Raw genomic sequence first — 24,964 nt, 5'->3', positions numbered from 1 at the left:
GCAGCTCAACGGGTCAGCGCCGCGAGCAGGTACGCCGCGAGATACAGCCCCACCCCGTACGACAGATGCGTGACGAGGCTGCGCCGGCGCGCGACGCCCGGTTGCGGCGTGCGTGACGCCGCGATGCCGAAGCCGAACGCCGGCTGCATCACGAAGAACGGGGCGACCACGCTTGCGAGTCCGGCGACGAGTGCGGGGAGCGGCGTCGGCGCATCGATCCACGTCGGGCCGGCGATCAGCACGGGCAGTGCCGCGAACGCGATGCCGATCGCGTAATGCGCGATCCAGCCGAGCGCGCGTTCGCCGGCCACTGGGGCAGCGGTGCTGATCGACGCATGGCGGAACCGGCCGTGCGTCATGTGGCCGAGCCAGCGGCCGACCAGCGCGTAGTCGAGCGACGGAATGCCGAACGCACGCCGTCGGAACAGCGTCCACAGGTCCATCAGGAGCGTGGCGCCCGCGCCGATCAACAGCAGCTTGAGCAGGACGTCGGACGGGCTCATCGCGCACCTCCGCAGCGAGCGATGACGGCGATGCGGCACGGCGGAATGCGACGCGGGTTCAACGGTTTCATGGCGGTCCGGCTTGTCTTTATGGAGTCGAGCGACTATCTTGCAACTTCAAGTGAACTTGAGGTCAAGCATGGGCCGACTGGACATTGCGGACGTCGCGCGGCGCACGGGATTGCCCGCATCGACGCTGCGCTACTACGAGGAAAAAGGGCTGATCGTTCCGATCGGCCGGCACGGGCTGCGGCGGCAATACGACGAATCGGTGCTGGAGCGCCTGGCGCTGATCGCGCTCGGTCGGGAGGCCGGTTTTTCCCTCGACGACATCCTCGCGATGGTCGGCGCGCAGGGGCGGCCCGCGATCGACCGCGCGAAGCTCGACGGCAAGGCGGACGAGCTCGACCGCACGATCCGCCGTCTCGGTGCGGTGCGCGATGCGCTGCGGCATGCGGCCGTGTGCCCGGCGGCGAACCATCTCGAATGCCCGTCGTTCCAGAAGCTGTTGCGCATTGCCGCGCATCGTCATCCGGCGCGCCGTGCGAAGGCGGAAGGCGCCGCGTAGCGGCGAGCCTGCGCGAGGCGGGCGGTTCGGTAGCCATGCGACGGAAGGGCGGTGACGTGGTGACGTGGCGGGTTCGACGTACGTGCCGAATCGCGAGACGGCGCTGCCGGTCCGTGCCGCCTTCGACGTCAGCGAAGCGCCGCCGACGCCCGACTCATCCCGCGTAATACACGCGGCATTCCATCTCGCGCCCGCGCACGATCCGCTTGCCGACGAGCGCGCCGTACGTTTCGGTGAACACGGTGCGCTGGTGCTCGCATTGCACCGCGTCGTAGAAATAGAGCGAGACCCAGTCGGTCGGGCGGCCGGCTTCCGGCGTACGCATTGCGGCATGCTGGCTCAGCACCGTGAAATGCCAGCCGCCTTTCGTCATGTGCATCACCGGCGGCGGCACGTAACCGTCCGCGTTCAGGCGCCGGTGCGCGAGCGTCGGCAGTACGCCGGCGGCCGCCTTGTTGCGGTACTGGCGATCGATGTAAAGCAGCAGTTCGACGGGCGGTTCCGTGCCGGGGCCGGCGCTTTGCATGTGGCCTTGCCAGCGGCGGCGCCGGCTCAGCACGTCGTCGAGCGCGGCGCGGATGCCGACCGCGCGCCGCGGGCCGACGCCCGCGATCGTTTCGAGCTGGCCGTTGCGGGCCGCGCGTTCGAGCTCCTCCAGCGTGTCGATGTGCAGCGCGTCATGAATGCGCAGCGCGAGCGCGTGGCCGATGCCCGGCACCGCTTCGAATGCGGACACGCGTTCGGCGTCGCCGCGCAAGCGGTCGAGCTGGCGCCAGCGTCCCGTGACCAGCAGCTCGGCGATCGCCTGCGCGACGCCCGTGCCGATGTCGGGCAGCGCGCCGAGCGCCTCGACGCCGCCGGCGTCGAATACGCTGCGGATGTCGCGGTCGAGCGCGTCGGCCGTATCGGCCGCGGCGCGGTAAGCGGCGACCCGGTACGGGTTCGCACCCTGGTCGACGAGCCATTGCGCGGCCTCGCGCAGGCAGGCCGCGACAAGCCGGTTTTCCTCGTACGTCTGGCTGACGGTCGACTGCATGGCAAGGGACCCGGAAAGCACAAACGGAATGGACGCGGCGAGCGATGCGCCGGTCGGCTGTCAATCATTGTCGCGACGCGCGATGAAGAAAACTTGATGCGCGTCAATGGCAAACGTAACACAGGCACGCAGCGCACGGTCGTGCCGGAACGCGGCATGACCGTGCACCGCACGCGATGCGGTTACGCGTCGAGAAACGACTGCGCGTTCTCGGCCTCGGCGGCCGTGCGCAGCGCGGCGAGCGCCCGTTTCTCGATCTGTCGCACGCGCTCGCGCGACATCCCCGCATCCTGCGCGATCGCGTCGTAGGTGTCGGGCTCGGCGCCGCCGAGGCCGAACCGCCGGCGCAGCACGTCGGCCTCGGTCGGCGTGACCGACCGCAGCAGCGACCGCACGCAGTCGCGCATGCGCGTGTCGGCCAGTTGCTCGAACGGGCTGGCCGATGCCTGGTCCTCGATCAGTTCCACGAGGCCAGTGTCCGCGTCCGGCAGCGGCGTGTCGAGCGAGACCGGCTCGGCGGGCAGCGCGAGCACCGCGCGCAGCTTGTCTTCGGCGAGGCCGGTTTCGGCCGCGAGCTCGGCCGGCGTGGCGCGGCGGCCCGTGCGCTGCCGAAAGCGCAGCGCATGCCGCTGCACGCGCTGGTACTGGTCGCCGACGTGCACCGGCACGCGGATCGTACGCGAGCGATCCGCGACCGCGCGCGCGATCGCCTGGCGAATCCACCAGGTCGCATAGGTCGAGAACTTGAACCCGCGCCGGTATTCGAATTTCTCGATCGCGCGCATCAGGCCGAGGCAGCCGTCCTGCACGAGGTCGGACAGGTCGACGCCGCGGTTCAGGTACTTGCGCGCGATCGACAGCACGAGCCGCAGGTTCGCCTCGAGCATCGCCCGCGTCGCGTCGCGCACCTTCTGCTGGCCGTCGCTCAGCGCGGCAGCAAGCGCGCGCCGTGCAACCGCGTCGAAGCACGCCGCGTCGCCTGCCGACGGATCATGCGGGGCGGCCGCGAGCGCGCGCACGACACGGCTCGCGTCGTCGACGGCCGGCGCGACCCACGCGAGCGAACCGAGCAGCGCGGCCACGTGGTTGCGTGCGTCGCGGTATTCGGCCGAACGGGTGCCATGCGCATGCACTGCCTCGCGCAGCGCCGACGCCGCTGCCTGCAGCGTGTCGTAGCGGGCGGGCACGGGCGCGTCGGCGTCGTCGTCATCGGGCGAGCCGGTCGTGCCCGTCGCGCGATGACGCTCGAGCAGCGCGTCGACCGCGGGCGGATAGCCGGCGATCGCGTGCAGCACCTGATGGCGGCCCGTCTCGATCTCGCGGGCGAGCACGATTTCGCCTTCGCGCGTGAGCAGCGGCACCGCGTGCATGCGCCGCATGTAGAGCGCGAGCGGATCGGTCGACGCGCTCGTGCCGCGCGCGAGGTCGCCGAGCATGGCCCGGCCTTCGTCGAGCGCGTCGCGGTCGACCTCGACCGGCGCCGCGCCGGCGAACGGCGCGGGCACGGCCGGCTCGTCGAGTACCGCGATGCCGATGTCGGCCAGCGCGGCGCGCACGACATCGAGCGCGTCGGGGCTGTCGCTTTCGGGCGGCAGCGCGTCGACGAGGTCGGCGTGCGTCAGATAACCCTGCTCGCCGGCGAGCGCCAGCAGCTGGATGATCGGATCGAGCGGTGTGTCCGCCCGGGGAGTGGGGCGTGGCGTAGTCATGTCGATGGCGGCGCGAGCCGCGTTCCTGTCTGGGGCGGGCCGAAGCTCGCCGGTTTGCGGTTGCCGGTGGGTCGCGGACGCCCGTCCGCGCCGGTCAGCCGACATCGTTCAAGTTGAGGGCATTTGCGCCAACTTCAACGCCGGCGCCGCGGACGGGCCAGCACGCGGCGTGCCCGCTCCGCCATGCAGGGCAGGAAACAAAAAGTAACGGATCATACGCGCGGAAATCTGCAGGGGACGTAAGCTAGAGTCAGGCGCGCGCCCGGCGGCGACGCGCGGATTCTGCCGGAGTACGAGATGAACCCGATTTCCGCCGCGAGGCCCGCCGTCGTCGCGCTGGCCGCCCTGGCGCTTGGCGGCTGCTACTACACGAGCCCGTACGGTTATGCACCTTATTACGCGCCGGTGCCCGCCACGGTGACGCAGCGCGAGATTCCGGCCGCACCGACCGCGCCCGGCCCGGCCGCGTCGACCGTGCCCCAGGCAGAGGTCGACGTCGGCCCGGCAGTGCCCGTGTATGTCGCGCCGGCCTACGTGCCGCCGCCGTATCCGTACGCGCCGTATCCGTACGCTTACCCGGCGTACTACTCCGGCTGGTACGGGCCGCCCGTGACGATCGGCTTCTGGGGCCGCTGGGGTGGCGGCTACTGGGGCGGCCGCGGCGGGTACTGGCATCGGCCGTGGGGCGGCGGGCATTGGGGCGGTGGACATTGGGGTGGCGGCCACTGGGGCGGCGGCCATCGGCACTGACCGGCGCGCGGCGACGTTGCGCGGGAGAGCATCATGAGGAACACGATTGTCCGAAGTCTGTGCGTCGTCCTGGCCGGCCTCGCGGCCGCGCCGGGCGTCGCCGATGCGCAGAGCAGCGCTTACACGAATTCGCCGGCCGAGCTGTTTGCCGGGCCGGCGCCCGATTATCCGGTGGTCGCGCAGATTCCGCCCGGCACCGCGCTCGACGTCTTCGGTTGCCTGAGCGACTACACGTGGTGCGACGTCGCCCTGCCGGGCGTGCGCGGCTGGATCGATGCGCAGTTGCTCGACTATCCGTACCAGGGCAGCTACGTGCCGCTGCTCGAATACGGCGCGATCATCGGCGTGCCGGTGACCGGGTTTGCGATCGGCGCGTACTGGGATCGCTATTACCGGCATCGCCCGTGGTATCCCGACCGCGATCGTTGGGCGCATCGTGCGGAGCCGAGGCTCGGCCCCGGCGGCATGCCGCCGGCGCAAGGGCGTCCGCAACCGGGCGCGCCGCTGCAGGTCGCGCCGGGCGGCCCGCCGCCCGTGCATGACACGCGGCCGTCGGCCACGCGTGGCGGCTGGAATGGCGCGAACCGCGTGCCGCCGCCGGCTGCGCCGACGCCGGCGCCCACACCGATGCCGGGCGGGATGGGTAATGCGCGCCCGGCCAGCCCGGCAGCGCCGACGCCGATGCCGGGCGGAGCGGGCAATGCGCGTCCGGCCAATCCGCCGCCGGCCGTGCTGCACTCGTCGCCCGCACCGGGCGGCGAGGGCCGCACGATGCCTCAGCCCGCGCGCCAGGGCGGCTGGGGTGGCGGCGGTTATGCGCGGCCGCAAGGCGGCGGAAACGGCGGGGGCAACCACGGCGGCGGTGGAGGTGGCGGTCCCGACGAACTCCGTCACTGATGGCGTCGGTGCCGCGGATTTTCCGGCGCCAGACGAAAAAAAGCCGCTCCGGAGAGCGGCTTTTTGACTGGGCAAGCGCGGCGGGGCAAGACGCCACCGGTCGCCCGTCGCATGCGTCGTCAGTCGTCGAGCAGCGACAGATCGCGCACGGCGCCCTTGTCGGCCGACATGACCAGCTTCGCGTATGCCTTCAGCGCGGCGGACACCTTGCGCGGACGCGGCTGCGCCGGCTTCCAGCCCTTCGCGTTCTGCTCTTCGCGGCGGCGCGCCAGTTCCTCGTCCGACACCAGCACGTCGATCGTGCGGTTCGGAATGTCGATGCGGATCCGGTCGCCGTCGCGCACGAGGCCGATCGCGCCGCCCGCTGCCGCTTCCGGCGAGCAGTGGCCGATCGACAGGCCCGACGTACCGCCCGAGAACCGGCCGTCCGTCAGCAGCGCGCACGCCTTGCCGAGCCCCTTCGACTTGATGTAGCTGGTCGGGTAGAGCATTTCCTGCATGCCCGGGCCGCCCTTCGGGCCTTCGTAGCGCACGATCACCACGTCGCCGGCCTTGACCTTGTCGTTCAGGATGTTCTCGACCGCTTCGTCCTGCGATTCGGTCACATGAGCGGAGCCTTCGAACACGAGGATGCTCTCGTCGACGCCGGCCGTCTTCACGACGCAGCCGTCGAGCGCGATGTTGCCCGTCAGCACCGCGAGGCCGCCTTCCTTCGAGAACGCATGCTCGTACGAGCGGATGCAGCCTTCGGCGCGGTCGAGATCGAGGCTCGGCCAGCGCGTGTTCTGGCTGAACGCGACCTGCGTCGGGATGCCGGCCGGGCCGGCCAGGTAGAACGTGCGGACCGCGTCGTCCTGCGTGAGGACGATGTCCCATTGGTCGAGCGCATCCTTCAGCGTCGGCGCGTGGACGGTCGGCACGTCGGTGTGCAGCTTGCCGGCGCGCTCGAGCTCGCCGAGGATCGCCATGATGCCGCCTGCGCGGTGGACGTCCTCGATGTGGTACTTGTTCGTGTTCGGCGCGACCTTGCACAGCTGCGGTACGGTGCGCGACAGGCGGTCGATGTCCTTCATCGTGAAGTCGATGCCGGCTTCCTGCGCGATCGCGAGCAGGTGCAGGATCGTGTTGGTCGAGCCGCCCATCGCGATGTCGAGCGTCATCGCGTTCTCGAACGCCTTGAAGCCGACCGAGCGCGGCAGCACGCGTTCGTCGTCCTGCTCGTAGTGCTGGCGCGTCAGTTCGACGATGCGGCGGCCGGCGCGCTTGAACAGTTGTTCGCGATCGGCGTGCGTGGCGACCACCGTGCCGTTGCCGGGCAGCGACAGGCCGAGCGCTTCGGTCAGGCAGTTCATCGAGTTCGCGGTGAACATGCCCGAGCACGAGCCGCAGGTCGGGCAGGCCGAGCGTTCGACTTCGGCGACGTCGGCGTCCGAATACGACTGGTCGGCCGCGATCACCATCGCGTCGACGAGGTCGAGCTTCTTCAGTTCGACGGTCTTGGTGACCGGGTTCGCGAGGCGCGTCTTGCCGGCTTCCATCGGGCCGCCCGACACGAAGATCACCGGAATGTTGAGGCGCATCGCGGCCATCAGCATCCCCGGCGTAATCTTGTCGCAGTTCGAGATGCACACCATCGCGTCCGCGCAGTGCGCGTTCACCATGTATTCGACCGAGTCGGCGATGATGTCGCGGCTCGGCAGCGAGTACAGCATGCCGTCGTGGCCCATCGCGATGCCGTCGTCGACCGCGATCGTGTTGAATTCCTTCGCGACGCCGCCGGCGGCCTCGATCTCGCGCGCGACGAGCTGGCCAAGATCCTTCAGGTGCACGTGCCCGGGCACGAATTGCGTGAACGAGTTGACGACCGCGATGATCGGCTTCGAGAAATCGTCGTCTTTCATGCCGGTGGCGCGCCACAGCGAGCGCGCACCTGCCATGTTGCGGCCGGCGGTAGAGGTTTTGGAGCGGTAAGTGGGCATGGTGATGGCTGAAGAAATATCGCGGGAAAAGGGTGGAGGCACGGGAATAAAGGCCTCTCTCGCGCCCGTGCGAACAACCTCTTGAGCTGCGCCCTGGGCAAACTCCGCGATTATCCCACAGCCGACGGGCCTGCGGCGCCGGCGGAAGCGGGCGGGCGGCGGGGGCGTGAGCCGGGCAGCGGCCGCGTGCGCCAAGCGCGCCGGGCCCGAAACGGGACGCAGGCCATCTTCAGCGCAGCCGGACGGCGGCTTCCTCGCCCGTCCTGCCGACGATGAAGCCGCGCCGTGCCGCTCGAGCGTGCGTCAGTCGAGCAGCGTCAGGATCTCGTCGTACAGCGGCTTCGGAATCCGCACGCCGTTCGCGATGCTGCGCGCGCGGGCGTCGAAGCGTCGTTGCGACGGCAGCCGCGCGCCCTGCGCGACGATCGATTCGAACATCCGCTCGCCGCGCGCGAGCCCCGTGTCGAGCTCGTCGCCGAGAAATACCTTCGGATCGAACGCGATCACGAGTTCGCCGTGGCACGGCGTCGCGCCGACGCCCTCGTCGAAGTCCATCGATTCCCGGCTCGTCATGTCGCCGATCAGCGCGCCGCCGAGCAGCTCGACCATCGCCGCGAGCGCCGAACCCTTGTGGCCGCCGAACGTGCGCATCGCGCCTTGCAGCGCGGCCTTCGGGTCGGTGGTCGGCTGACCGTCCGCGTCGATCGCCCAGTGCGACGGAATCGCCTTGCCTTGCTTCGCGTGCAGCTCGATGTCGCCGCGCGCGATCGCGCTCGTCGCGAAATCGAACACGAACGGCTCGGCGCCCGGGCGCGGCCACGCGAACGCGATCGGGTTGGTGCCGAACACCGGTTCGCGGCCGCCTTCCGGCGCGACCCAGCTGTGGCTCGGGTTCATCGCGATGCCGACCAGCCCTTCGGCCGCGATCGCCTCGACCTCGGGCCACAGCGCGGAGAAGTGATAGCAGTGGTTGATCGCCATCGCGGCGATGCCGTGCTGCTTCGCCATCTCGACCAGCACGGGCAGCCCGGTCTCGAAGCTCAGCAGCGAGAAGCCGCGATGCGCATCGACCGCGACGATCGATGACGACAGCCGGCGCAGCGTCGGCACGGCTTGCGGATCGACCTTGCCTTTCTTCAGCGACCGCACGCAGACGAGCAGCCGGTACACGCCGTGCGAATGGCATTCGTCGCGCTGGCCCTGCGTGATCACGTTCGCGATGGCGCGCGCATGCGCGTCGGACATCCCGTGGTGCGTCAGCACGCGCAACGCGAGCGCGTGGACTTCATCGAGCGACAGGACGACTTCGGTGGTGTGGTCAGCCATGGTTCACCTCGCGCGGGGCGGGCACGCCGTCGATGCGTTGCGGCACGTGCAGCGGATTGCTGCTGCGGATCGCGTCCGGCAGCAGCGCGTCCGGCACGTCCTGGTACGACACGGGCCGCAGGAAGCGCTCGATCGCGCGCGCGCCGACGGACGTCGTGCGCGTATCGGACGTCGCCGGGAACGGGCCGCCGTGCACCATCGCATGGCCGACCTCGACGCCCGTGCCGAAGCCGTTGACCAGAATGCGGCCGGCCTTGCGTTCGAGCGTCGGACGCAGCGCGGCGAACAGCGCCGCGTCGCCGTCGGCGATGTGTGCGGCGATCGTCAACTGGCCTTCGAGCGATTTCAGCACGCGATGCAGCGTGTCGGTGTCCGGGCAGCGCACGATCAGCGACGCGGGACCGAACACTTCGTCGCGCAACTCGGGGTGGGCGATGAATGCGTCCGCAGAGGCTGCGAGCAGCGCCGCGCGCGCCTGATGGCGGCCGCCTTCGACGCCTTCGGCCAGCAGCGCGACGGCCGAGTGATCGCGCAGCGCTGCGACGCCTTGCGCGTAGCTCGCATGGATGGGCGGTGTCAGCATCGTCTGGGCGGCGACGGCGCGTACGGCGTCGGCCGCTGCGGATTCGAACGCGCGCAGCGCGGGGCCGTCGACCGCCAGCACGAGGCCCGGGTTCGTGCAGAACTGGCCGGCGCCGAGCGTGAGCGACGCGACGAACTGCGGCGCGATCGCATCGTGACGTGCGTCGAGCGCGGCGGGACACAGCAGCACCGGGTTGATCGAGCTCATTTCCGCATAGACGGGGATCGGCTCGGGGCGCGCAGCCGCGATATGCATCAGCGCGACGCCGCCGCGACGCGACCCGGTGAAGCCGACCGCCTTGATGCGCGGATCGGCGACGAGCGCCTGGCCGATCTCGCGCGACGCGTCGAACAGCAGCGAGAACACACCGGCCGGCATCCCGCATTCGCGCGCGGCCTGCTGGATCGCGCGACCGACGAGTTCCGACGTGCCCGGATGCGCGGAATGCGCCTTGACGATCACCGGGCAGCCGGCCGCGAGCGCCGACGCCGTGTCGCCGCCGGCCACCGAGAACGCGAGCGGGAAGTTCGACGCGCCGAACACGGCCACCGGCCCGACCGCGACGTTGCGCAGGCGCAGGTCGACGCGCGGCAGCGGCTTGCGTTCGGGGCGCGCCGGGTCGATGCGGGCGTCGAGAAAACCGCCGTCCCGCACGAGCGACGCGAACAGCGCGAGCTGGCCGACCGTGCGGCCGCGTTCGCCTTCGATGCGCGCGCGCGGCAGCCCCGTTTCGACGACGCAGCGCTCGATCAGGTCGTCGCCGAGCGCCATGATGCGGCGGCCGATCGCGTCGAGGAACGCGGCGCGTGCGTCGAGCGACGTTTCGCGATAGGTGTCGAACGCGTCGTCGGCGAGTGCGCACGCCGTTTCCAGATCGTGCAGGCTCGCGCCGCCGAACGCCGGTTCGAGCGGTGCGCCGGTGGCGGCGGCGATCGCATGGAGAGTGCCGTTCTGTCCGGCGACGGCCGACTGGCCGATCAGGAGCTGACCTGTGAGTTGCATGGTTTTCCTCGGAAAAAAGCCGGGCCGGGCGTGCTGCGCCCGGCCGCTGGAAGGGAGAAGGGCGCGCGCGTCAATCCTCGTCGTCGTCGAGTTGCAGCTTGTCGGTGCGCACGCCGGTGTTTGCGCCCCAGTAGTAGATGACGAGCGCGACGGCCGCGACGACGACCGTGTCGTACGGATGCGCGAGCCGGCCCGTGCCGCCGAAGCCGCCGAGATACGACAGCACGATCATCGCCGCATAGAACGCGATCAGCCACGCGGACGAACGCACCTGCTCGGCGAGGCTCAGGTGCGCGGTCGGCACCCAGCGGCGGCACGCGAGATAGATCGCGAACATCACGATCTGCAGGCCGAGCAGCCAGGACACCGTGCTCCAGCCCGACCAGTAGACGATCAACGCGGCGATCACGAACGACGCGGGGCCGGTGAGGCCGAACGCGCTGGCGCGGAACGGCCGCGGCAGGTCGGGCGCGGTGCGGCGCAGCGCGGCGACCGACACCGGGGCGACCGCATAGCTGAGTACCAGCGCCGCCGACACGATGTTGATCAGCGCTTCCCACGACGGGAACGGCAGCGTCCAGAAGATCGCGAGGCCGAACGTGAGCCACAGGCCCGCGCGCGGGATGCCCGACGCTTCGTCGACGCGCGTGAACACCTTGAAGAAGGTGCCCGTCTTCGCCCAGCCGTAGACCACGCGCGGCGTCGCGTTCATGTAGATGTTGCCGCAGCCGCTCGGCGAGATCATCGCGTCGGCGACGACCATCACCGCGAGCCAGCCGACGCCGAGCGCGAGGGCGATGTCGCGGTACGGCAGCGAGAACGCCTTGCTCACGTCGTGCCAGCCGGCGGCGAGCATGGCCGTCGGGATGCTGCCGATGAACGCGAGTTGCAGCAGCACGTAGATCAGCGTCGACAGCAGGATCGACAGGATCAGCGCGATCGGGATCGTGCGCTGCGGATTGCGCACCTCGCTCGCGACCGACACGATCGGCGTGAGCCCGAGATACGCGAAGATGATGCCGCCGGCGGACACGGCCATCTCGATGCCCGGCATGCCGAACGGCGCGAAGCCGTGCACGGTCAGGTTCGCGGGCTTGAAGAACGTGAACAGCACCGCGATCACCGACAGCGGCACGATGAACTTGAAGATGCTGATGATGTTGTTCGCCTTCGCGAACGTCTTCACGCTCGAATAGTTCAGGTAAAAGAAGAAGCAGAGCAGCGCGGCCTGCACGAGCCAGCCGAGCGTGGTGGGGTCGCTCGATCCCTCGACCGTCAGCCCCGGAAACCATGCGGCCGCGTACTGGCGCGCGGCGACGACTTCGATCGCGATCAGGCTCGAGAACGCGATCAGCGTGATGAAGCCCATCAGGTAGCCGAGCAGCGGGCCGTGCGAGAACACCGGGTAGCGCACCACGCCGCCCGCGCGCGGCAGCGCGGCGCCGAGTTCGCAGTAGACGATGCCGAGCAGCAGCACCGCGAAGCCGCCGAGCAGCCACGAGAAGATGCCGGCCGGGCCCGCGATCGTCGACACGTGACTCGCGGCGAACAGCCACCCCGAACCGAAAATGGCGCCGAGACCGATGAACGTGAGATCGGTCAGCGACAGCTGTTTCTTGAACTTGCCGTGACCCGCGCCGGGGTGCGCGGAACGGGAAAGCGGGACAGACGGGTGTGCGTTGCCTTGGCCTGGCATGGGCTTGTCTCCTGGGGAATGTCGGTGCAGGCGCGCGTGGCGCGCTCCGACGGAGCAGCGCGCACGCCTGCCGGCCGGCGTCGCCCGGTTCGAACGACCGGGGCGGGCCGCGGCCCGTTCACCGGCGGCGCGGGCTGGCGCCGGGGCGAGCGGGCCCGCAGGCCATGCCGGACCGCGGACGGCGACGAACAGGGGCAAGCCCGCGCGCCGCCGCAGGGGCGTCGATCAGAGACCGACGTCGGGCAGCGCCGGACGCGTTTCGAGCGCCTTCGCGACGATGGCCTTCACTTCCGCGAGCGTGTCGCCTTGCAGCGCGAGGCGCGGCGGGCGCGTGATCGCGCTGCCGCGGCCGACCAGCTCTTCGCACAGCTTGATGCACTGCACGAGGTCGGGGCGTGCGTCGAGGTGCAGCAGCGGCATGAACCAGCGATACAGCGCGAGCGCTTCGTCGAAGCGCTTCTGCTTCGCGAGGCGGAACAGCGTCTCGCCTTCCTTCGGGAACGCGTTCGACATGCCCGACACCCAGCCTTCCGCGCCGACCGCGATGCTCTCGACCACGACGTCGTCGAGGCCCGCGAACAGCACGAAGCGATCGCCGACCGCATTGCGCAGGTCGATGAAGCGGCGCGTATCGCCCGACGAATCCTTGAAGCAGACGATGTTCTCGCAATCCTGCAGCGCGATCAGCACGTCGGGCGTCACGTCGTTCTTGTAGATCGGCGGGTTGTTGTAGACCATCACCGGCAGGTCGGTGCTCGTCGCGACCGCGCGGAAGTGTGCGGCGGTTTCGTGCGGCTTCGCCGAGTAGACGAGCGCGGGCATCACCATCACGCCGTCGACGCCGACGCGCTGCGCTTCGCGCACCGTGTTGCGCGCGAATTCGGTCGTGAATTCGGCGATGCCGGCGATCACCGGAATCTTGCCGCCGGCCGCGTCGCGTGCGGCCTCGATGACCTGCAGCTTCTCGCTCGTCGACAGCGACGTGTTTTCGCCGACCGTGCCGCAGACCACGAGGCCCGACACGCCGTCGTTCACCAGGTTCTTGACCACGCGGTGCGTGGCGTCGATGTCGAGGGAAAAGTCCGGCTTGAACTGGGTGCTGACGGCCGGGAAAACCCCGGTCCACTGAATGGCGTTTCGGCTCACTGAAATCTCCTACGTTCGTATCGGTCGGCCGACGGGTGTGTCGGTGTGGCAACCAGTATCGCCGCGCAAACGCCCATCACGCTTGAGTCGTATCGCGGAGCAAAATGACGAAATCGGCACAGCGGCCGGCAGGGGCGGGAGGGGCGCATCGCACTATGCCGATTTCGTCGTCGTCCTCATCGAAAAGCCACAAGCGGACGGACGCGCGACGGAGGAAGCTATGCTCCTTTCCCCACTTCGGACGGCTCATGATGAAGCGCATCCAGATCATCGATTCGCACACGGGCGGCGAACCCACTCGGCTCGTCGTGTCCGGCTTTCCGTCGCTCGGCGACGGCACGATGGCCGAGCGGCGCGACGTGCTCGCGCGCGAGCACGATCGTTACCGCACCGCGTGCATCCTCGAGCCGCGCGGCAGCGACGTGCTGGTCGGCGCGCTGCTGTGCGACCCGGTAGCGCCCGACGCGGCAGCCGGCGTGATCTTCTTCAACAATAGCGGCTATCTCGGGATGTGCGGGCACGGCACGATCGGCGTCGTGCGCACGCTGCATCACATGGGACGCATCGCGCCGGGCGTGCACAGGATCGAGACGCCGGTCGGCACCGTCGAGGCGACGCTGCACGACGACCTGTCGGTCAGCGTGCGCAACGTGCCCGCGTATCGCCACGCGCAGGGCGTCGCGCTCGACGTGCCGGGATACGGCCCCGTGAAGGGCGACATCGCGTGGGGCGGCAACTGGTTCTTCCTGATCAGCGACCACGGGCAGCGCGTCGCCGGCGACAACGTCGCGGCGCTCACCGCGTATGCGTCGGCCGTGCGCGAAGGGCTGGAACGCGCGGGCATCACCGGCGCGAACGGCGGCGAGATCGATCACATCGAGCTGTTCGCCGACGATCCCGAGCACGACAGCCGCAGCTTCGTGCTGTGCCCGGGCCTCGCGTACGACCGTTCGCCGTGCGGCACCGGCACGAGCGCGAAGCTCGCGTGCCTCGCGGCCGACGGCAAGCTCGCGCCGGGCGCCGTGTGGCGGCAGGCGAGCGTGATCGGCAGCGTGTTTCACGCGAGCTACGAGCGGGCCGACGGCGGCATCGTGCCGACGATTCGCGGCAGCGCGCACCTGAGCGCGGAAGCGACGCTACTGATCGAGGAAGACGATCCGTTCGGCTGGGGCATCGGGTCGTGAGCGAAACGAAGACCGACGTCGTCGTGATCGGCGCCGGCATCGTCGGCGCGGCGTGCGCGCACGAACTCGCGCAGCGCGGGCTGCGCGTGCTCGTCGTCGACGACGCGAGCGGCGGCGCGACCGGCGCGGGCATGGGGCACCTCGTCGCGATGGACGACAACGCGGCGGAGCTCGCGCTGAGCCATTACTCGATCGAATTGTGGCGCGCGTTGAGCGGCGAGATGCCCGACGGCTGCGCATACCGCAACTGCGGCACGCTGTGGCTCGCGGCCGATGCGCACGAGATGGATCTGGCGCGCGCGAAGCAGGCGACGCTCGCCGCGCACGGCGTGGCCGGCGAGCTGATCGACGCGGCGGCGCTCGCGCAACTGGAGCCGATGCTGCGCGCGGGCCTCGGCGGCGCGCTGAAGATTCCGGGCGACGCGATTCTCTACGCACCCGTCACCGCGAACTGGCTGCTGCAGCGCGCGCCGCGCGTCACGGTGCGCCGCGAGCGGGCCGTCGCGGTCGATGGCCCGAGCGTGACGCTCGCAAGCGGCGACGTGCTGCGCGCGGAGCGCGTGGTGGTCGCGAACGGCGTCGCGGCGCGTACGCTGCTGCCCGAATTGCCGCTGCGCCCGAAAAAAGGGCATCTGCTGATTACCGACCGCTATCCGGGCCATGTGTCGCACCAGCTCGTCGAGCTGGGCTATGCGGCGAGCGCGCACGCGAGCGACGGCACGTCGGTCGCGTTCAACGTGCAGCCGCGGCCGACCGGTCAGTTGCTGATCGGCTCGTCGCGCCAGTTCGACACCGAGGACGCGCAGGTCGAGCCGCCCGTGCTCGCGCGCATGCTGCGCCGCGCGGTCGGCTATCTGCCTGCGCTGGCCGACCTGAACGGCATCCGTGCCTGGACCGGCTTTCGCTCCGCGAGTCCCGACGGCCTGCCGCTGCTCGGCGAGCACCCGGCGCGGCCGGGCGTGTGGCTCGCGGTCGGGCACGAAGGGCTCGGCGTGACGACCGCGCCGGGCAGCGCGCGGCTCGTCGCCGCGCTGATGGCCGGCGAGCGGCCGCCCATCGAGATCGAACCGTATTTGCCGGGACGCTTCCTGACCGCGTCCCCCGTAGCTGGAGCGCTGACATGAAACCACCCGCACGCTTACTTCGTTCGTCGTCGACTGGCGTTGGCGCTTCAGCGCTTACGCCGGTCCCATGCAAGGTGCCTCCGGCGGGGGCCGTCAGCCGCCCACGGCCGGCTTTGCAAAGCCGGCCGGCTACGCAGGCGCAGAGCGATGCGCTGCGAATTCCCTGCTACGCCCTTGCGGCGGCCCGGCGGAGGCTGAGATGAAACGACCCCCACGCTCACTTTGTTCGCTGCCCCCCGCGGGGGCGGTCAGCCTCCTTGGGGCGGCCCGGCGGAGGCTGACATGATCATTCATCTGGACGGCCGCGCGCTGACGGTGGCCGACGGCGCGACCGTCGCGGCCGCCGTCGCGGCGAGCGGCGACGACATGACGCGCGTGTCGTGCACGGGTGCGGCGCGTGCGCCGTTTTGCGGAATGGGCATCTGCCAGGAATGCCGGATGACGATCGACGGCCGGCGCCGGCTGGCGTGCCAGACGCTGTGCCGCGACGGCATGCAGGTGGAGCGCACGCGATGAATCAGGAACGATTGAGCGTCGACGTCGCGATCGTCGGCGCGGGCCCGGCCGGGCTGTCGGCCGCACGAGCCGCCGCGCGCAGCGGCGCGACGGTTGCGATCGTCGACGACAACCCGCGCGCGGGCGGGCAGATCTGGCGGCAGCCGGCAGCGTCCGCACCGACGCCGGCCGCCGCCGAACGCCTTGCCGTGCTGCGGCAGCCGAACGTCACGCATCTCGCGGCGACGCGCATCGTCGCCGAAACGCAGCCGGGCACGCTGCTGCTCGAGGACGACGAACGCGGGCTGCTGCTCGATTTCCGGACGCTGATTCTCTGCTGCGGCGCGCGCGAGCTGCTGCTGCCGTTTCCGGGCTGGACGCTGCCGGGCGTGACCGGCGCCGGCGGCTTGCAGGCGCTGATCAAGTACGGGTTGGACGTGCGCGGGCAGCGCACGGTGATCGCGGGCAGCGGGCCGCTGCTGCTGGCGAGCGCGGCGACGGCCCGGCACGCCGGCGCACGCGTGTCGCACGTGCTCGAACAGGCCGCATGGGGCGACGTCGCTGGCTTCGGCGCGGGGCTGTGGCGCTGGCCGTCGAAGCTCGCGCAGGCCGCGAAGCTCGTCACGGCTGCCTATCGGCCGGCTGCGTACGTCGTCGAGGCATTCGGCGACCAGCGGCTCGAACGCGTGCGGATTCGCCAGGGCGATCGCGAATTCGACGTCGACTGCGACCGGCTCGCGTGCGGCTTCGGCCTCGTGCCGAATACCGTGCTGCCGCGTCATCTCGGCTGCCGGATCGAGCACGGCGCGGTGGCGGTCGACGCACACCAGCGCACGAGTCGCGACGGGTATTTCGCGGCGGGCGAGTGCACGGGTGTCGGCGGCAGCGAGCTGGCGATGGTCGAAGGCGAAATCGCCGGCTATGCGGCGACCGGGCAGACCGACCGACTGGCCGCGCTGGTCGCACGCCGCGCGCGCTGGCAGGCATTCGCGGATGCCGTGCGCGAGCGCTTCGCGATCCGCGAGCCGATCCGCCGGCTCGCGCGAGCCGACACGCTGCTGTGTCGTTGCGAAGACGTGCGGTTCGATGCGGTCGCGCGGGAACCGGGCTGGACGGTCGCCAAACTGCAGTCGCGTTGCGGGATGGGCGCATGCCAGGGCCGCGTGTGCGGCGCGGCCGCGCAGGCGCTGTTCGGCTGGACGCCGCCGGCGCCGCGCACGCCGCTCGTGCCCGCGCGGGTCGGCACGCTTATGCTCGACGGTACGGGGCCCTGCGACGGCGCATGATGCGTGCGGCGTCGCGGTGAAGCGGTCCGGTTCGCGCCGGGCCGCGCCTTTCATTCCACCTTCACTTTCTCCCATCCGCCAACCTGCGGCGCCGCACAGGCGCGCAGACACTCGATCGTCGCGGCCACGGCCGCGCGGTTCGCGCTGTCGGGGTGCCAGTACATCGATACCGCGCCCTGACCCTCGAGTTCCATCGGCAGGATGCGGATCGCGTTCAGTTGCGCGAAGCGCCGCGCGGCGCGGTGCGACGCGACGCCGAGCAGATCGGTGTTGTTCAGCAGCGTGAGGTTCAGGATCGAAGAATTCGATTCGACGCAGTGCGGCGGCTGCGCGCGGCCGGCGGCGTGCAGCGCGGCTTCCAGCGCATTGTGGACGGGCGTGCCCGCCGGCCACACGATCCACGGATAGGCGAGCACGTCGTCCCAGCCGAGCGACGTCGCGCCGGCCAGTGCGTGGTCGGGCCGCGCGACGAACACGACCGGATCGACGTACAACGCTTCGGCATGCAGCAGCGGATCGACGGACGTCGAACCCGAACGGCCGACGACGATATCGAGTTCGCTGCGCGCGAGCTGCGGCATCAGCTGGTTCATCGTGCTTTCGGTGAGCCGCACCTGCGCGCGCGGCATGCGTTTCAGCAGCTGCGACACCGCGAACGGCACCGTGTCGGCCGCCGCGACGCCCGACGTGCCGATCGTCACGAGGCCGCTGCCGCCTTCGCGCAACGCGGCCATGTCGTCGCGCGCGATGTCGAGCTGCGCTTCGACGCGGCGCGCGTGCTCGATCAGCGCTTCGCCGTAAGGCGTCGGCCGCAGCCCGCGCGCATGCCGCTCGAACAGCGGCAGCCCGACATCCTCTTCCAGCTCCTTCAGCCATTTCGACAGCGCCGGCTGCGTGGTCGCGAGCGCGACCGCCGACTGGCTCAGATTGCCGGTGCCGGCCAGGCTCAACAGTACCTGCAGATGCCGCAGCCGCAGCCGGTGGGTCCAGTCCATTGCATGCCTCGTTGCAGGTAGGTATATCCAGAAATATATGGATCAGATGATTTGACCATTTTACCGGGTATGTCTGCGTCGAATATAAATCTGCTGACGGACTGCAGTACGGTCCCCGCCCCGACATAGCGCCGACCCGATCGGCCGACCCGCAGGAGACATCATGACGACCCATCCGGACGCGACACGCGCCGCTTACTACGCACGAATCGCCGAGCAGCGCCTGGCGCCGCTGTGGGAATCGCTGCACAACCTCGTGCCGACCTCGCCGCAGCCGGCCGCGCAGGCCGCGATCTGGAAGTACGCACAGATACGCGACCTCGTGATGCAGGCCGGCAGCGTGATCAGCGCCGAAGAAGCGGTGCGTCGCGTGCTGGTGCTCGAGAACCCTGGGCTGCCGGGCAAGTCGAGCATGACGCCGAGCCTGTACGCGGGGCTGCAGCTGATCCTGCCGGGCGAGATCGCGCCGAGCCACCGTCATACGCAGTCGGCGCTGCGTTTCATCGTCGAAGGGCGCGGCGCGTGGACGGCCGTGAACGGCGAGCGCACGACGATGCATCCCGGCGACTTCATCATCACGCCGTCGTGGGCGTGGCACGACCACGGCAATCCGTCGGTGGAAGACGGCGGCGAGCCGGTCGTGTGGCTCGACGGGCTCGACATCCCGCTGCTCGCGCACCTCGACGCCGGTTTCGCGGAGAACTTCCCGGAAGCCGTGCAGCCGGTGAATCGTCCGGAAGGCGACAGCTTCGCGCGCTTCGGTCACAACATGGTGCCGGTGCGGCATCGCGTGAGCGATCCGACGTCGCCGGTGTTCAGCTATCCGTATGCGCGCAGCCGCGAGGCGCTCGACGCGCTGTACCGGAACGGCGAACTCGATGCGTGGGACGGCGTGAAGCTGCGCTACGTGAACCCCGCGACGGGCGGCTGGCCGATGCCGACCATCGCCACCTTCATGCAGTTCCTGCCCGCGGGCTTCGACGGCCGCACGTATCGCAGCACCGACGCGACGATCTATTGCGTCGTCGAAGGCCGCGGCGCCGCGCTGATCGGCGACCAGGCGTTCGCGTTCGCGCCGCACGACATCTTCGTCGCGCCGTCGTGGGCGCCGGTGCGGCTGTCGGCGTCGTCCGACAGCGTGCTGTTCAGCTATTCCGACCGGCCCGTGCTGTCCGCGCTGAACCTGCTGCGCGAAGCGCGCGACTGACGCCGACGGCCGTCCACGATCCGTTTTCCGCGCGCCGCCGAAGTCGCGGCGCGCGCCCCTTCATTCATGTCTACGCTGGAGCCGTTCATGACTTTCGTATTCCCGCCCGAAGCGCCGGTAGCGCTGCCCGTTGCCGGCAGCGATGCCCGATTTGCGGTTCGCCGCGTCTATTGCGTCGGCCGCAACTACGCGGCCCATGCGCGCGAGATGGGCTTCGATCCCGATCGCGAGCCGCCGTTCTTCTTCTGCAAGCCCGCCGATTCGATCGTGCCGGTGGCGTACGGCGAGACGCTCGATCTCGCGTATCCGTCGCAGACGCAGAACTATCACTACGAAGCCGAACTCGTCGCGGTGATCGGCAAGGGCGGTTCGGACATTCCGCTCGAACGCGCGCTCGACCACGTGTGGGGCTATGCGGTGGGCCTCGACATGACGCGCCGCGACCTGCAGATGAAGATGCGCGAGATGGGGCGGCCGTGGGAAATCGGCAAGGCGTTCGACCGTTCGGCGCCGCTCGGGCCCGTGCATCGGGCGAGCGACGTCGGACACGTCGAGCAGGGCGGCCTGTGGCTGACCGTCAACGGCGCGACCAGGCAGAAGAGCGACGTGTCGCACCTGATCTGGTCGGTCGCGGAAACGGTGGCCGACCTGTCGAAGTTCTTCCGCCTCGAACCGGGCGACGTGATCTTTACCGGCACGCCCGAAGGGGTCGGGCCGGTGGTCGCGGGCGACGTGATGAAGGTCGGCGTCGAGCGTCTCGGCGAGCTGACCGTGCGTGTGGTCTGACGCCCGTTCGTCGCTTTCCTCGAAAGGTCACATCGTGCAACTGCATAGCTTCTTCAACAGTTCGACTTCCTACCGGGTGCGCATCGCGCTCGCGCTGAAAGGGCTGCCGTACGACACGCTGCCGGTGAACATCCGCACCGGCGAGCATCGCGACGCCGATTACATCGCGCAGGTGAACCCGTCGGCCGCGGTGCCGGCGCTGACCGACGACGATTTCCGTCTCGGCCAGTCGCTCGCGATCCTCGATTACCTCGACCAGATCCAGCCGACGCCTCGGCTGATTCCGCTCGAACCGCGGCGCCGGGCGCGCGTGCTGGAACTCGCCGCGCTGATCGCGTGCGACATCCATCCGGTCAACAACCTGCGCGTGCTGCGCTATCTCGACAGCGAGCTGAAGGTCACGCCGCAACAGAAGAGTGCGTGGTACCGGCACTGGGTCGCGGAAGGGATGGCCGGCGTCGAGCGGCTGCTGGCCCGCGCGAACGCGGGCCCGTGGTGTTTCGGCGATGCGCCGACGCTGGCCGACGTGTGCCTGGTGCCGCAGGTCGCGAACGCGTTGCGGATGGATTGCGACCTGAGCGCGTATCCGCGCTGCCTCGCGGTGGTCGAGCACGCGCGGCACGAACCGGCGTTCGAGGCCGCGCAACCGCAGCGGCAACCGGACTACGTCGCGTAACACGAATCGCGTCATAGACGCAGGAGACGAACATGGGCGAGACAATCAACGACGGCCGGCGCGTACTCGTGATCGGCGGCGGTATCGGCGGGCTCGCGACGGCGCTGGCGCTCGCGCGTCAGGGCATTCGCGTGAAGCTGCTCGAACAGGCAGAACGGATCGGCGAGATCGGTGCGGGCATCCAGCTCGCCGCGAACGCGTTCAACGCGCTCGATGCGCTGGGTGTCGGCGAGGCAGCGCGCGGTCGCGCGGTGTTGACCGACTGGCTGCAACTGATGGATGCGATCGATGCACGCGAGGTCGCGCGCATCGATACGGGCGCCGCGTATCGCGACCGTTTCGGCAATCCGTATGCGGTGATTCATCGCGCGGACATTCACCTGTCGATCTACGAGGCGGTCAAGGATCACCCGCTGATCGAATTCCGGACGAGCACGCAGGTGTGCGGGTTCGAGCAGGACGGCAACGGCGTGACCGTGATCGACCAGCACGGCGAACGCTATCGTGCCGACGCGGTGATCGGCTGCGACGGCGTGAAATCCGCGATCCGTCAGGCGCTGATCGGCGATGCGCATCGCGTGACGGGCCATGTCGTGTATCGCGCGGTGGTCGAGGTCGACAACATGCCGAAGGATTTGCAGATCAATGCGCCGGTCGTATGGGCCGGCCCGCATTGCCATCTGGTTCACTATCCGCTGCGCGGCGGGCGCCAGTACAACCTGGTCGTCACGTTCCACAGCCGCGAGCAGGAGACCTGGGGCGTGCGCGACGGCAGCAAGGAAGAAGTGCTGTCGTACTTCGACGGCATCCATCCGCTGCCGAAACAGATGCTCGACCGGCCGACGTCATGGAAGCGCTGGGCGACCGCCGATCGCGATCCGGTCGAGCGCTGGAGCGCGGGCCGCGCGACGGTGCTCGGCGACGCCGCGCATCCGATGACGCAATACATCGCGCAGGGCGCGTGCCAGGCGCTCGAGGACGCGGTGACGCTCGGCGCGGCCGTTGCGCAGACCGACGGCGATTTCGAGGCCGCGTTCGCGCTGTACGAACGCGTGCGGATTCCACGCACCGCACGCGTGCTGTATTCGGCGCGCGAGATGGGGCGGATCTACCACGCGAAGGGCGTCGAGCGGCAGGTGCGCAACGGGCTGTGGGTCGGGCGCACCGACGCGCAGTTCTACGACGCGCTCGACTGGCTGCACGGCTGGCGTGCGGAGGATTGCCTGAAGACGGCCGCATAGCGCACCCGTTCAGCCCGATTCCGGCGGCGCGCATTTCAACGACAGACGACGCGCGCCGCCTTCCTGGAGGAGACACCATCATGGCCGATACGCTGTCCATCGACGTCAGCGAATGGATCGACCGGCATCGCATTGCGCCGTTTCAGGCCGCGATCGTCGTCCTGTGCTTTCTGATCGTCGCGATCGACGGATTCGATACCGCGTCGATCGGGTTCATCGCACCCGTCATCCGCGCGGAATGGGGCTTGTCGCCCGCGCGGCTCGCGCCGGTATTCGGCGCGGGGTTGGCCGGGCTGATGGCCGGCGCGCTCGTGTTCGGGCCGTTCGGCGACCGGTTCGGCCGCAAGCGCCTGCTGCTCGCGTGCGTCGCGTGCTTCGGCATCGCGAGTGCCGCGTCGGCGAGCGCGGGTAGCCTGACCGAGCTGATCGTGTGGCGCTTCGTGACCGGGCTCGGGCTCGGCGGCGCGATGCCGAATGCGATCACGCTGACGTCCGAATACTGCCCGGCGCGCCGTCGCTCGCTGCTCGTGACGACGATGTTCTGCGGCTTCACGATCGGTTCCGCGCTCGGCGGGCTCGCGGCCGCGTCGCTGATCGAGCACCACGGCTGGCGCGCGGTGCTGGTCGTCGGCGGCGCGGCGCCGCTGCTGCTCCTGCCGCTGCTCGCGTGGCGACTGCCGGAGTCGGTGCGCTATCTCGTCAACCAGGGCGCGCCGTCAGCGCGGATCGCGACGATGCTCGGCCGTATCGCACCGGATCCGCATCTCGCGCATGCGTCGTTCATCGCGCCCGCCGGAAAGCCGGTCGGGTCGCCGCTCGGCCGGCTGTTCGCCGCCGACCTGCTGCGCGGCACGCTGCTGCTGTGGCTCACGTTCTTCATGAGCCTGCTGGTCATTTACCTGCTGTCGAGCTGGCTGCCGACGCTGCTGCGCACGACTGGCGCGACGCTGCAGACGGCCGCGCGCGTGACCGCGATGTTCCAGGTCGGCGGCACGCTCGGCGCGATCATTCTCGGCTGGCTGATGGACCGCTTCGATCCGCATCGCGTGCTGGCCTGCAGCTATGCGGCGGCCGGTGCGTGCGTCGCGGCGATCGGCGTGTTCGCCGCGTCGCCGTGGGGTGCCGCGCTCGCGGTGTTCGCCGCCGGCTTCTGCGTATCCGGCTCGCAGGTGGGGGCGAACGCGCTATCGGCCGCGTTCTATCCGACCGAGTGCCGGACGACCGGCGTGAGCTGGGCGAACGGGATCGGTCGCGGCGGCTCGGTGGTCGGCTCGATGGCGGGCGGCGCGATGCTGGCGATGGGCGTGCCGCTGTCGACCGCGTTCGCCGTCGTTGCCGCGCCATGCGTGATCGCGGCGCTCGCGGTGCTGGCGCTCGGCGTGGTGCGCGCGGGTGTGGTACGCGCGGCGGCCGCCGACGGGATGGCGGGCAGGCAGGCCTGATCGAAGGAGGGGCGGCCGGATTGCCGGTCCGGCAAGCAGCGGGATACAACATTATATAAATGGATATAATGTCCATTCCTTAATCGTATTCCCGCTCCGATGAACGACGATCTCCCCGCCGGGCTGCCCGCGCCCGACCAGATGCGCGCCGCCGCCGAATCGGCCTGCGCGCTCCTCAAGGTCATGTCGAATCCCGACCGGCTGCTGCTGCTGTGCGAACTGTCGCAGGGCGAGTGCTGCGTGAGCGATCTCGAGGCGCGACTGGACATCCATCAACCGACGCTGTCGCAGCAGCTCGGCGTGTTGCGCGACAACGCGCTGGTTCGTACCCGCCGGGAAGGCAAGACCATCCGCTATTCGCTCGACAGTCCGGCCGTGGTCGCGGTGATGGGCGTGCTGTACGAGCAGTTCTGCGGGGCGACCGCGAAGGAGGCGCGCGATGCAGGTTGATGCGCTTCATTTCACGCCGTGGCTGTCGCTGGCCGGTGGCGTGCTGATCGGGCTCGCGGCCGCGTGGCTCGTCGCGCTCAACGGCCGGATCGCCGGCATCAGCGGGATCGTCGGCGGTTTGCTCGCCGCGGGCGGCGCGGAGCGCGGCTGGCGCGTCGCGTTCATCGCCGGGATGATCGTTGCGCCCGTTGCGATGCACGTCGCCGGGAGCAGCCTGACGCCCCGGATCGACGCCGGTTGGCCTGAACTGCTCGCGGCCGGGCTGCTGGTCGGGATCGGCACGCGGTACGCGGGCGGCTGCACGAGCGGTCACGGCGTATGCGGGATGTCGCGCGGGGCGCTGCGTTCGGTGGTCGCGACGGCGACCTTCATGGTCGCGGGCTTCGCGACCGTCTTCGTGCGGCTGCACGTGGCGGGAGGCTGACATGCAGGCAGGATTCGCGTTTCTGGCGGGGTTGCTGTTCGGCGTCGGCCTGATCGTGTCGGGCATGGCCGATCCGCAGAAGGTGCTCGGTTTTCTCGACCTGGCGGGCCGCTGGGATCCGTCGCTCGCGTTCGTGATGGCGGGCGCGACCGGTGTTGCGGTGTTCGCGTTCGCGTGGGCGAAGCGCCGGACCCGCTCTTGGCTCGGCCTGCCGATGCAACTGCCGGCGGTGCGGACGATTACCGTGCGCCTGGTCGCGGGAAGTGCGGCGTTCGGCATCGGCTGGGGAATTGCCGGGTTCTGCCCGGGGCCCGCGATCGTGTCGATCGGCTTCGGGTCGGCCAAGGGGATCGGGTTCGTCGTCGCGATGCTGGCCGGGATGGCGTTGTTCGAGTGGATCGAGCGCTGGCGGAACGGGCGGTGACGCGCGGGACGTTCGCTTGGCACGATTGCACGGAA

General features: G+C 69.9%; 24 protein-coding genes. 15 read left to right on the top strand and 9 right to left on the bottom strand.

Annotation, left to right across the window (positions count from 1 at the left end):
• Positions 1–5: 5 nt before the first annotated feature.
• Positions 6–503, bottom strand: a complete 498-nt coding sequence (locus DTA15_RS23965; RefSeq protein ID WP_006484703.1) for a DUF2938 domain-containing protein — start codon at positions 501–503, stop codon at positions 6–8.
• Between the two features lie 139 nt (positions 504–642).
• Here DTA15_RS23965 and DTA15_RS23960 point away from each other — a divergent pair, with 139 nt between their 5' ends.
• The gene (locus tag DTA15_RS23960) at positions 643–1,071 is read left to right on the top strand and encodes a helix-turn-helix domain-containing protein (protein ID WP_006484694.1); all 429 of its coding nucleotides are present in this window, start codon (positions 643–645) and stop codon (positions 1,069–1,071) included.
• Positions 1,072–1,225: 154 nt separating this feature from the next.
• On the opposite strand, the gene DTA15_RS23955 is transcribed toward DTA15_RS23960, so the two are convergent.
• Positions 1,226–2,107, bottom strand: a complete 882-nt coding sequence (locus tag DTA15_RS23955; RefSeq protein ID WP_006484679.1) for a helix-hairpin-helix domain-containing protein — start codon at positions 2,105–2,107, stop codon at positions 1,226–1,228.
• 182 nt (positions 2,108–2,289) lie between these two features.
• Positions 2,290–3,816 carry a sigma-70 family RNA polymerase sigma factor gene (locus DTA15_RS23950; RefSeq protein ID WP_006484701.1) on the bottom strand — a complete coding sequence of 509 codons (1,527 nt, stop codon included), beginning with the start codon at positions 3,814–3,816 and terminating at the stop codon, positions 2,290–2,292.
• A 297-nt stretch (positions 3,817–4,113) separates the two neighbouring features.
• Here DTA15_RS23950 and DTA15_RS23945 point away from each other — a divergent pair, with 297 nt between their 5' ends.
• The gene (locus tag DTA15_RS23945) at positions 4,114–4,566 is read left to right on the top strand and encodes a hypothetical protein (protein WP_006484690.1); all 453 of its coding nucleotides are present in this window, start codon (positions 4,114–4,116) and stop codon (positions 4,564–4,566) included.
• A gap of 33 nt (positions 4,567–4,599) precedes the next feature.
• Positions 4,600–5,463 (top strand): SH3 domain-containing protein, encoded by an 864-nt coding sequence (locus DTA15_RS23940; RefSeq protein ID WP_012493270.1) that lies wholly within the window; start codon positions 4,600–4,602, stop codon positions 5,461–5,463.
• A gap of 119 nt (positions 5,464–5,582) precedes the next feature.
• Here the strand turns inward: DTA15_RS23940 and ilvD are convergent, their stop codons facing one another.
• The 5 genes from ilvD to DTA15_RS23915 all read right to left on the bottom strand — a co-directional run bounded on the left by ilvD (position 5,583) and on the right by DTA15_RS23915 (position 13,195).
• Positions 5,583–7,442 (bottom strand): dihydroxy-acid dehydratase, encoded by a 1,860-nt coding sequence (gene ilvD / locus DTA15_RS23935; RefSeq protein WP_012493271.1) that lies wholly within the window; start codon positions 7,440–7,442, stop codon positions 5,583–5,585.
• 303 nt (positions 7,443–7,745) lie between these two features.
• Positions 7,746–8,768 (bottom strand): Ldh family oxidoreductase, encoded by a 1,023-nt coding sequence (locus tag DTA15_RS23930; RefSeq protein ID WP_006491047.1) that lies wholly within the window; start codon positions 8,766–8,768, stop codon positions 7,746–7,748.
• The gene (locus tag DTA15_RS23925) at positions 8,761–10,353 is read right to left on the bottom strand and encodes an aldehyde dehydrogenase (NADP(+)) (RefSeq protein WP_006491048.1); all 1,593 of its coding nucleotides are present in this window, start codon (positions 10,351–10,353) and stop codon (positions 8,761–8,763) included. Before DTA15_RS23925 ends, DTA15_RS23930 begins: the two co-directional genes overlap by 8 nt.
• 70 nt (positions 10,354–10,423) lie before the next feature.
• Complete coding sequence (locus DTA15_RS23920; protein ID WP_006491049.1) at positions 10,424–12,049, bottom strand: APC family permease; 1,626 nt, start codon at positions 12,047–12,049, stop codon at positions 10,424–10,426.
• A gap of 225 nt (positions 12,050–12,274) precedes the next feature.
• Positions 12,275–13,195 (bottom strand): dihydrodipicolinate synthase family protein, encoded by a 921-nt coding sequence (locus DTA15_RS23915; protein ID WP_006484863.1) that lies wholly within the window; start codon positions 13,193–13,195, stop codon positions 12,275–12,277.
• A 251-nt stretch (positions 13,196–13,446) separates the two neighbouring features.
• Between DTA15_RS23915 and DTA15_RS23910 the strand changes: the two genes are divergently transcribed.
• From DTA15_RS23910 to DTA15_RS23895, 4 genes are all read left to right on the top strand, one after another.
• Positions 13,447–14,379, top strand: a complete 933-nt coding sequence (locus tag DTA15_RS23910; protein ID WP_006484864.1) for a 4-hydroxyproline epimerase — start codon at positions 13,447–13,449, stop codon at positions 14,377–14,379.
• The gene (locus DTA15_RS23905) at positions 14,376–15,503 is read left to right on the top strand and encodes an NAD(P)/FAD-dependent oxidoreductase (protein WP_006495056.1); all 1,128 of its coding nucleotides are present in this window, start codon (positions 14,376–14,378) and stop codon (positions 15,501–15,503) included. The genes DTA15_RS23910 and DTA15_RS23905 overlap by 4 nt, the downstream gene beginning before the upstream one ends.
• 282 nt (positions 15,504–15,785) lie before the next feature.
• Positions 15,786–16,019: a 2Fe-2S iron-sulfur cluster-binding protein gene (locus DTA15_RS23900; protein WP_006491351.1), complete on the top strand. Its 234-nt coding sequence runs from the start codon at positions 15,786–15,788 to the stop codon at positions 16,017–16,019.
• The gene (locus DTA15_RS23895) at positions 16,016–17,284 is read left to right on the top strand and encodes an NAD(P)/FAD-dependent oxidoreductase (RefSeq protein ID WP_012493272.1); all 1,269 of its coding nucleotides are present in this window, start codon (positions 16,016–16,018) and stop codon (positions 17,282–17,284) included. The genes DTA15_RS23900 and DTA15_RS23895 overlap by 4 nt, the downstream gene beginning before the upstream one ends.
• 50 nt (positions 17,285–17,334) lie before the next feature.
• On the opposite strand, the gene DTA15_RS23890 is transcribed toward DTA15_RS23895, so the two are convergent.
• Positions 17,335–18,279, bottom strand: a complete 945-nt coding sequence (locus DTA15_RS23890; RefSeq protein ID WP_006488716.1) for a LysR substrate-binding domain-containing protein — start codon at positions 18,277–18,279, stop codon at positions 17,335–17,337.
• A gap of 163 nt (positions 18,280–18,442) precedes the next feature.
• Between DTA15_RS23890 and gtdA the strand changes: the two genes are divergently transcribed.
• From gtdA to DTA15_RS23850, 8 genes are all read left to right on the top strand, one after another.
• Positions 18,443–19,486, top strand: a complete 1,044-nt coding sequence (gene gtdA, locus DTA15_RS23885; RefSeq protein ID WP_006488719.1) for a gentisate 1,2-dioxygenase — start codon at positions 18,443–18,445, stop codon at positions 19,484–19,486.
• Between the two features lie 87 nt (positions 19,487–19,573).
• Positions 19,574–20,272, top strand: coding sequence for a fumarylacetoacetate hydrolase family protein (locus tag DTA15_RS23880; RefSeq protein WP_006488722.1), 699 nt, complete (start codon positions 19,574–19,576; stop codon positions 20,270–20,272).
• A gap of 34 nt (positions 20,273–20,306) precedes the next feature.
• The gene (maiA, locus tag DTA15_RS23875; protein WP_006488711.1) at positions 20,307–20,948 is read left to right on the top strand and encodes a maleylacetoacetate isomerase; all 642 of its coding nucleotides are present in this window, start codon (positions 20,307–20,309) and stop codon (positions 20,946–20,948) included.
• Positions 20,949–20,980: 32 nt separating this feature from the next.
• Positions 20,981–22,189, top strand: a complete 1,209-nt coding sequence (locus tag DTA15_RS23870) for a 3-hydroxybenzoate 6-monooxygenase (RefSeq protein ID WP_006488721.1) — start codon at positions 20,981–20,983, stop codon at positions 22,187–22,189.
• A gap of 80 nt (positions 22,190–22,269) precedes the next feature.
• Entirely contained in the window at positions 22,270–23,631 is a 1,362-nt protein-coding gene (locus DTA15_RS23865; RefSeq protein WP_006488717.1) for an MFS transporter, read from the top strand.
• 99 nt (positions 23,632–23,730) lie between these two features.
• Positions 23,731–24,081, top strand: a complete 351-nt coding sequence (locus DTA15_RS23860; protein WP_006488725.1) for an ArsR/SmtB family transcription factor — start codon at positions 23,731–23,733, stop codon at positions 24,079–24,081.
• A complete protein-coding gene (locus tag DTA15_RS23855) occupies positions 24,071–24,505 on the top strand; it encodes a YeeE/YedE family protein (RefSeq protein ID WP_006488726.1) in 435 nt (144 codons plus the stop codon). The genes DTA15_RS23860 and DTA15_RS23855 overlap by 11 nt, the downstream gene beginning before the upstream one ends.
• 1 nt (position 24,506) lies before the next feature.
• Complete coding sequence (locus DTA15_RS23850) at positions 24,507–24,929, top strand: DUF6691 family protein (RefSeq protein ID WP_006488715.1); 423 nt, start codon at positions 24,507–24,509, stop codon at positions 24,927–24,929.
• Positions 24,930–24,964: the final 35 nt, after the last annotated feature.

Origin of the sequence: Burkholderia cenocepacia (genome assembly GCF_900446215.1) — a bacterium.
In the GTDB taxonomy this organism is placed as follows: domain Bacteria; phylum Pseudomonadota; class Gammaproteobacteria; order Burkholderiales; family Burkholderiaceae; genus Burkholderia; species Burkholderia cenocepacia.
The sequence above is the reverse complement of the archived record's forward strand: the minus strand, read 5'-3'. Positions and strand labels throughout refer to the sequence as shown.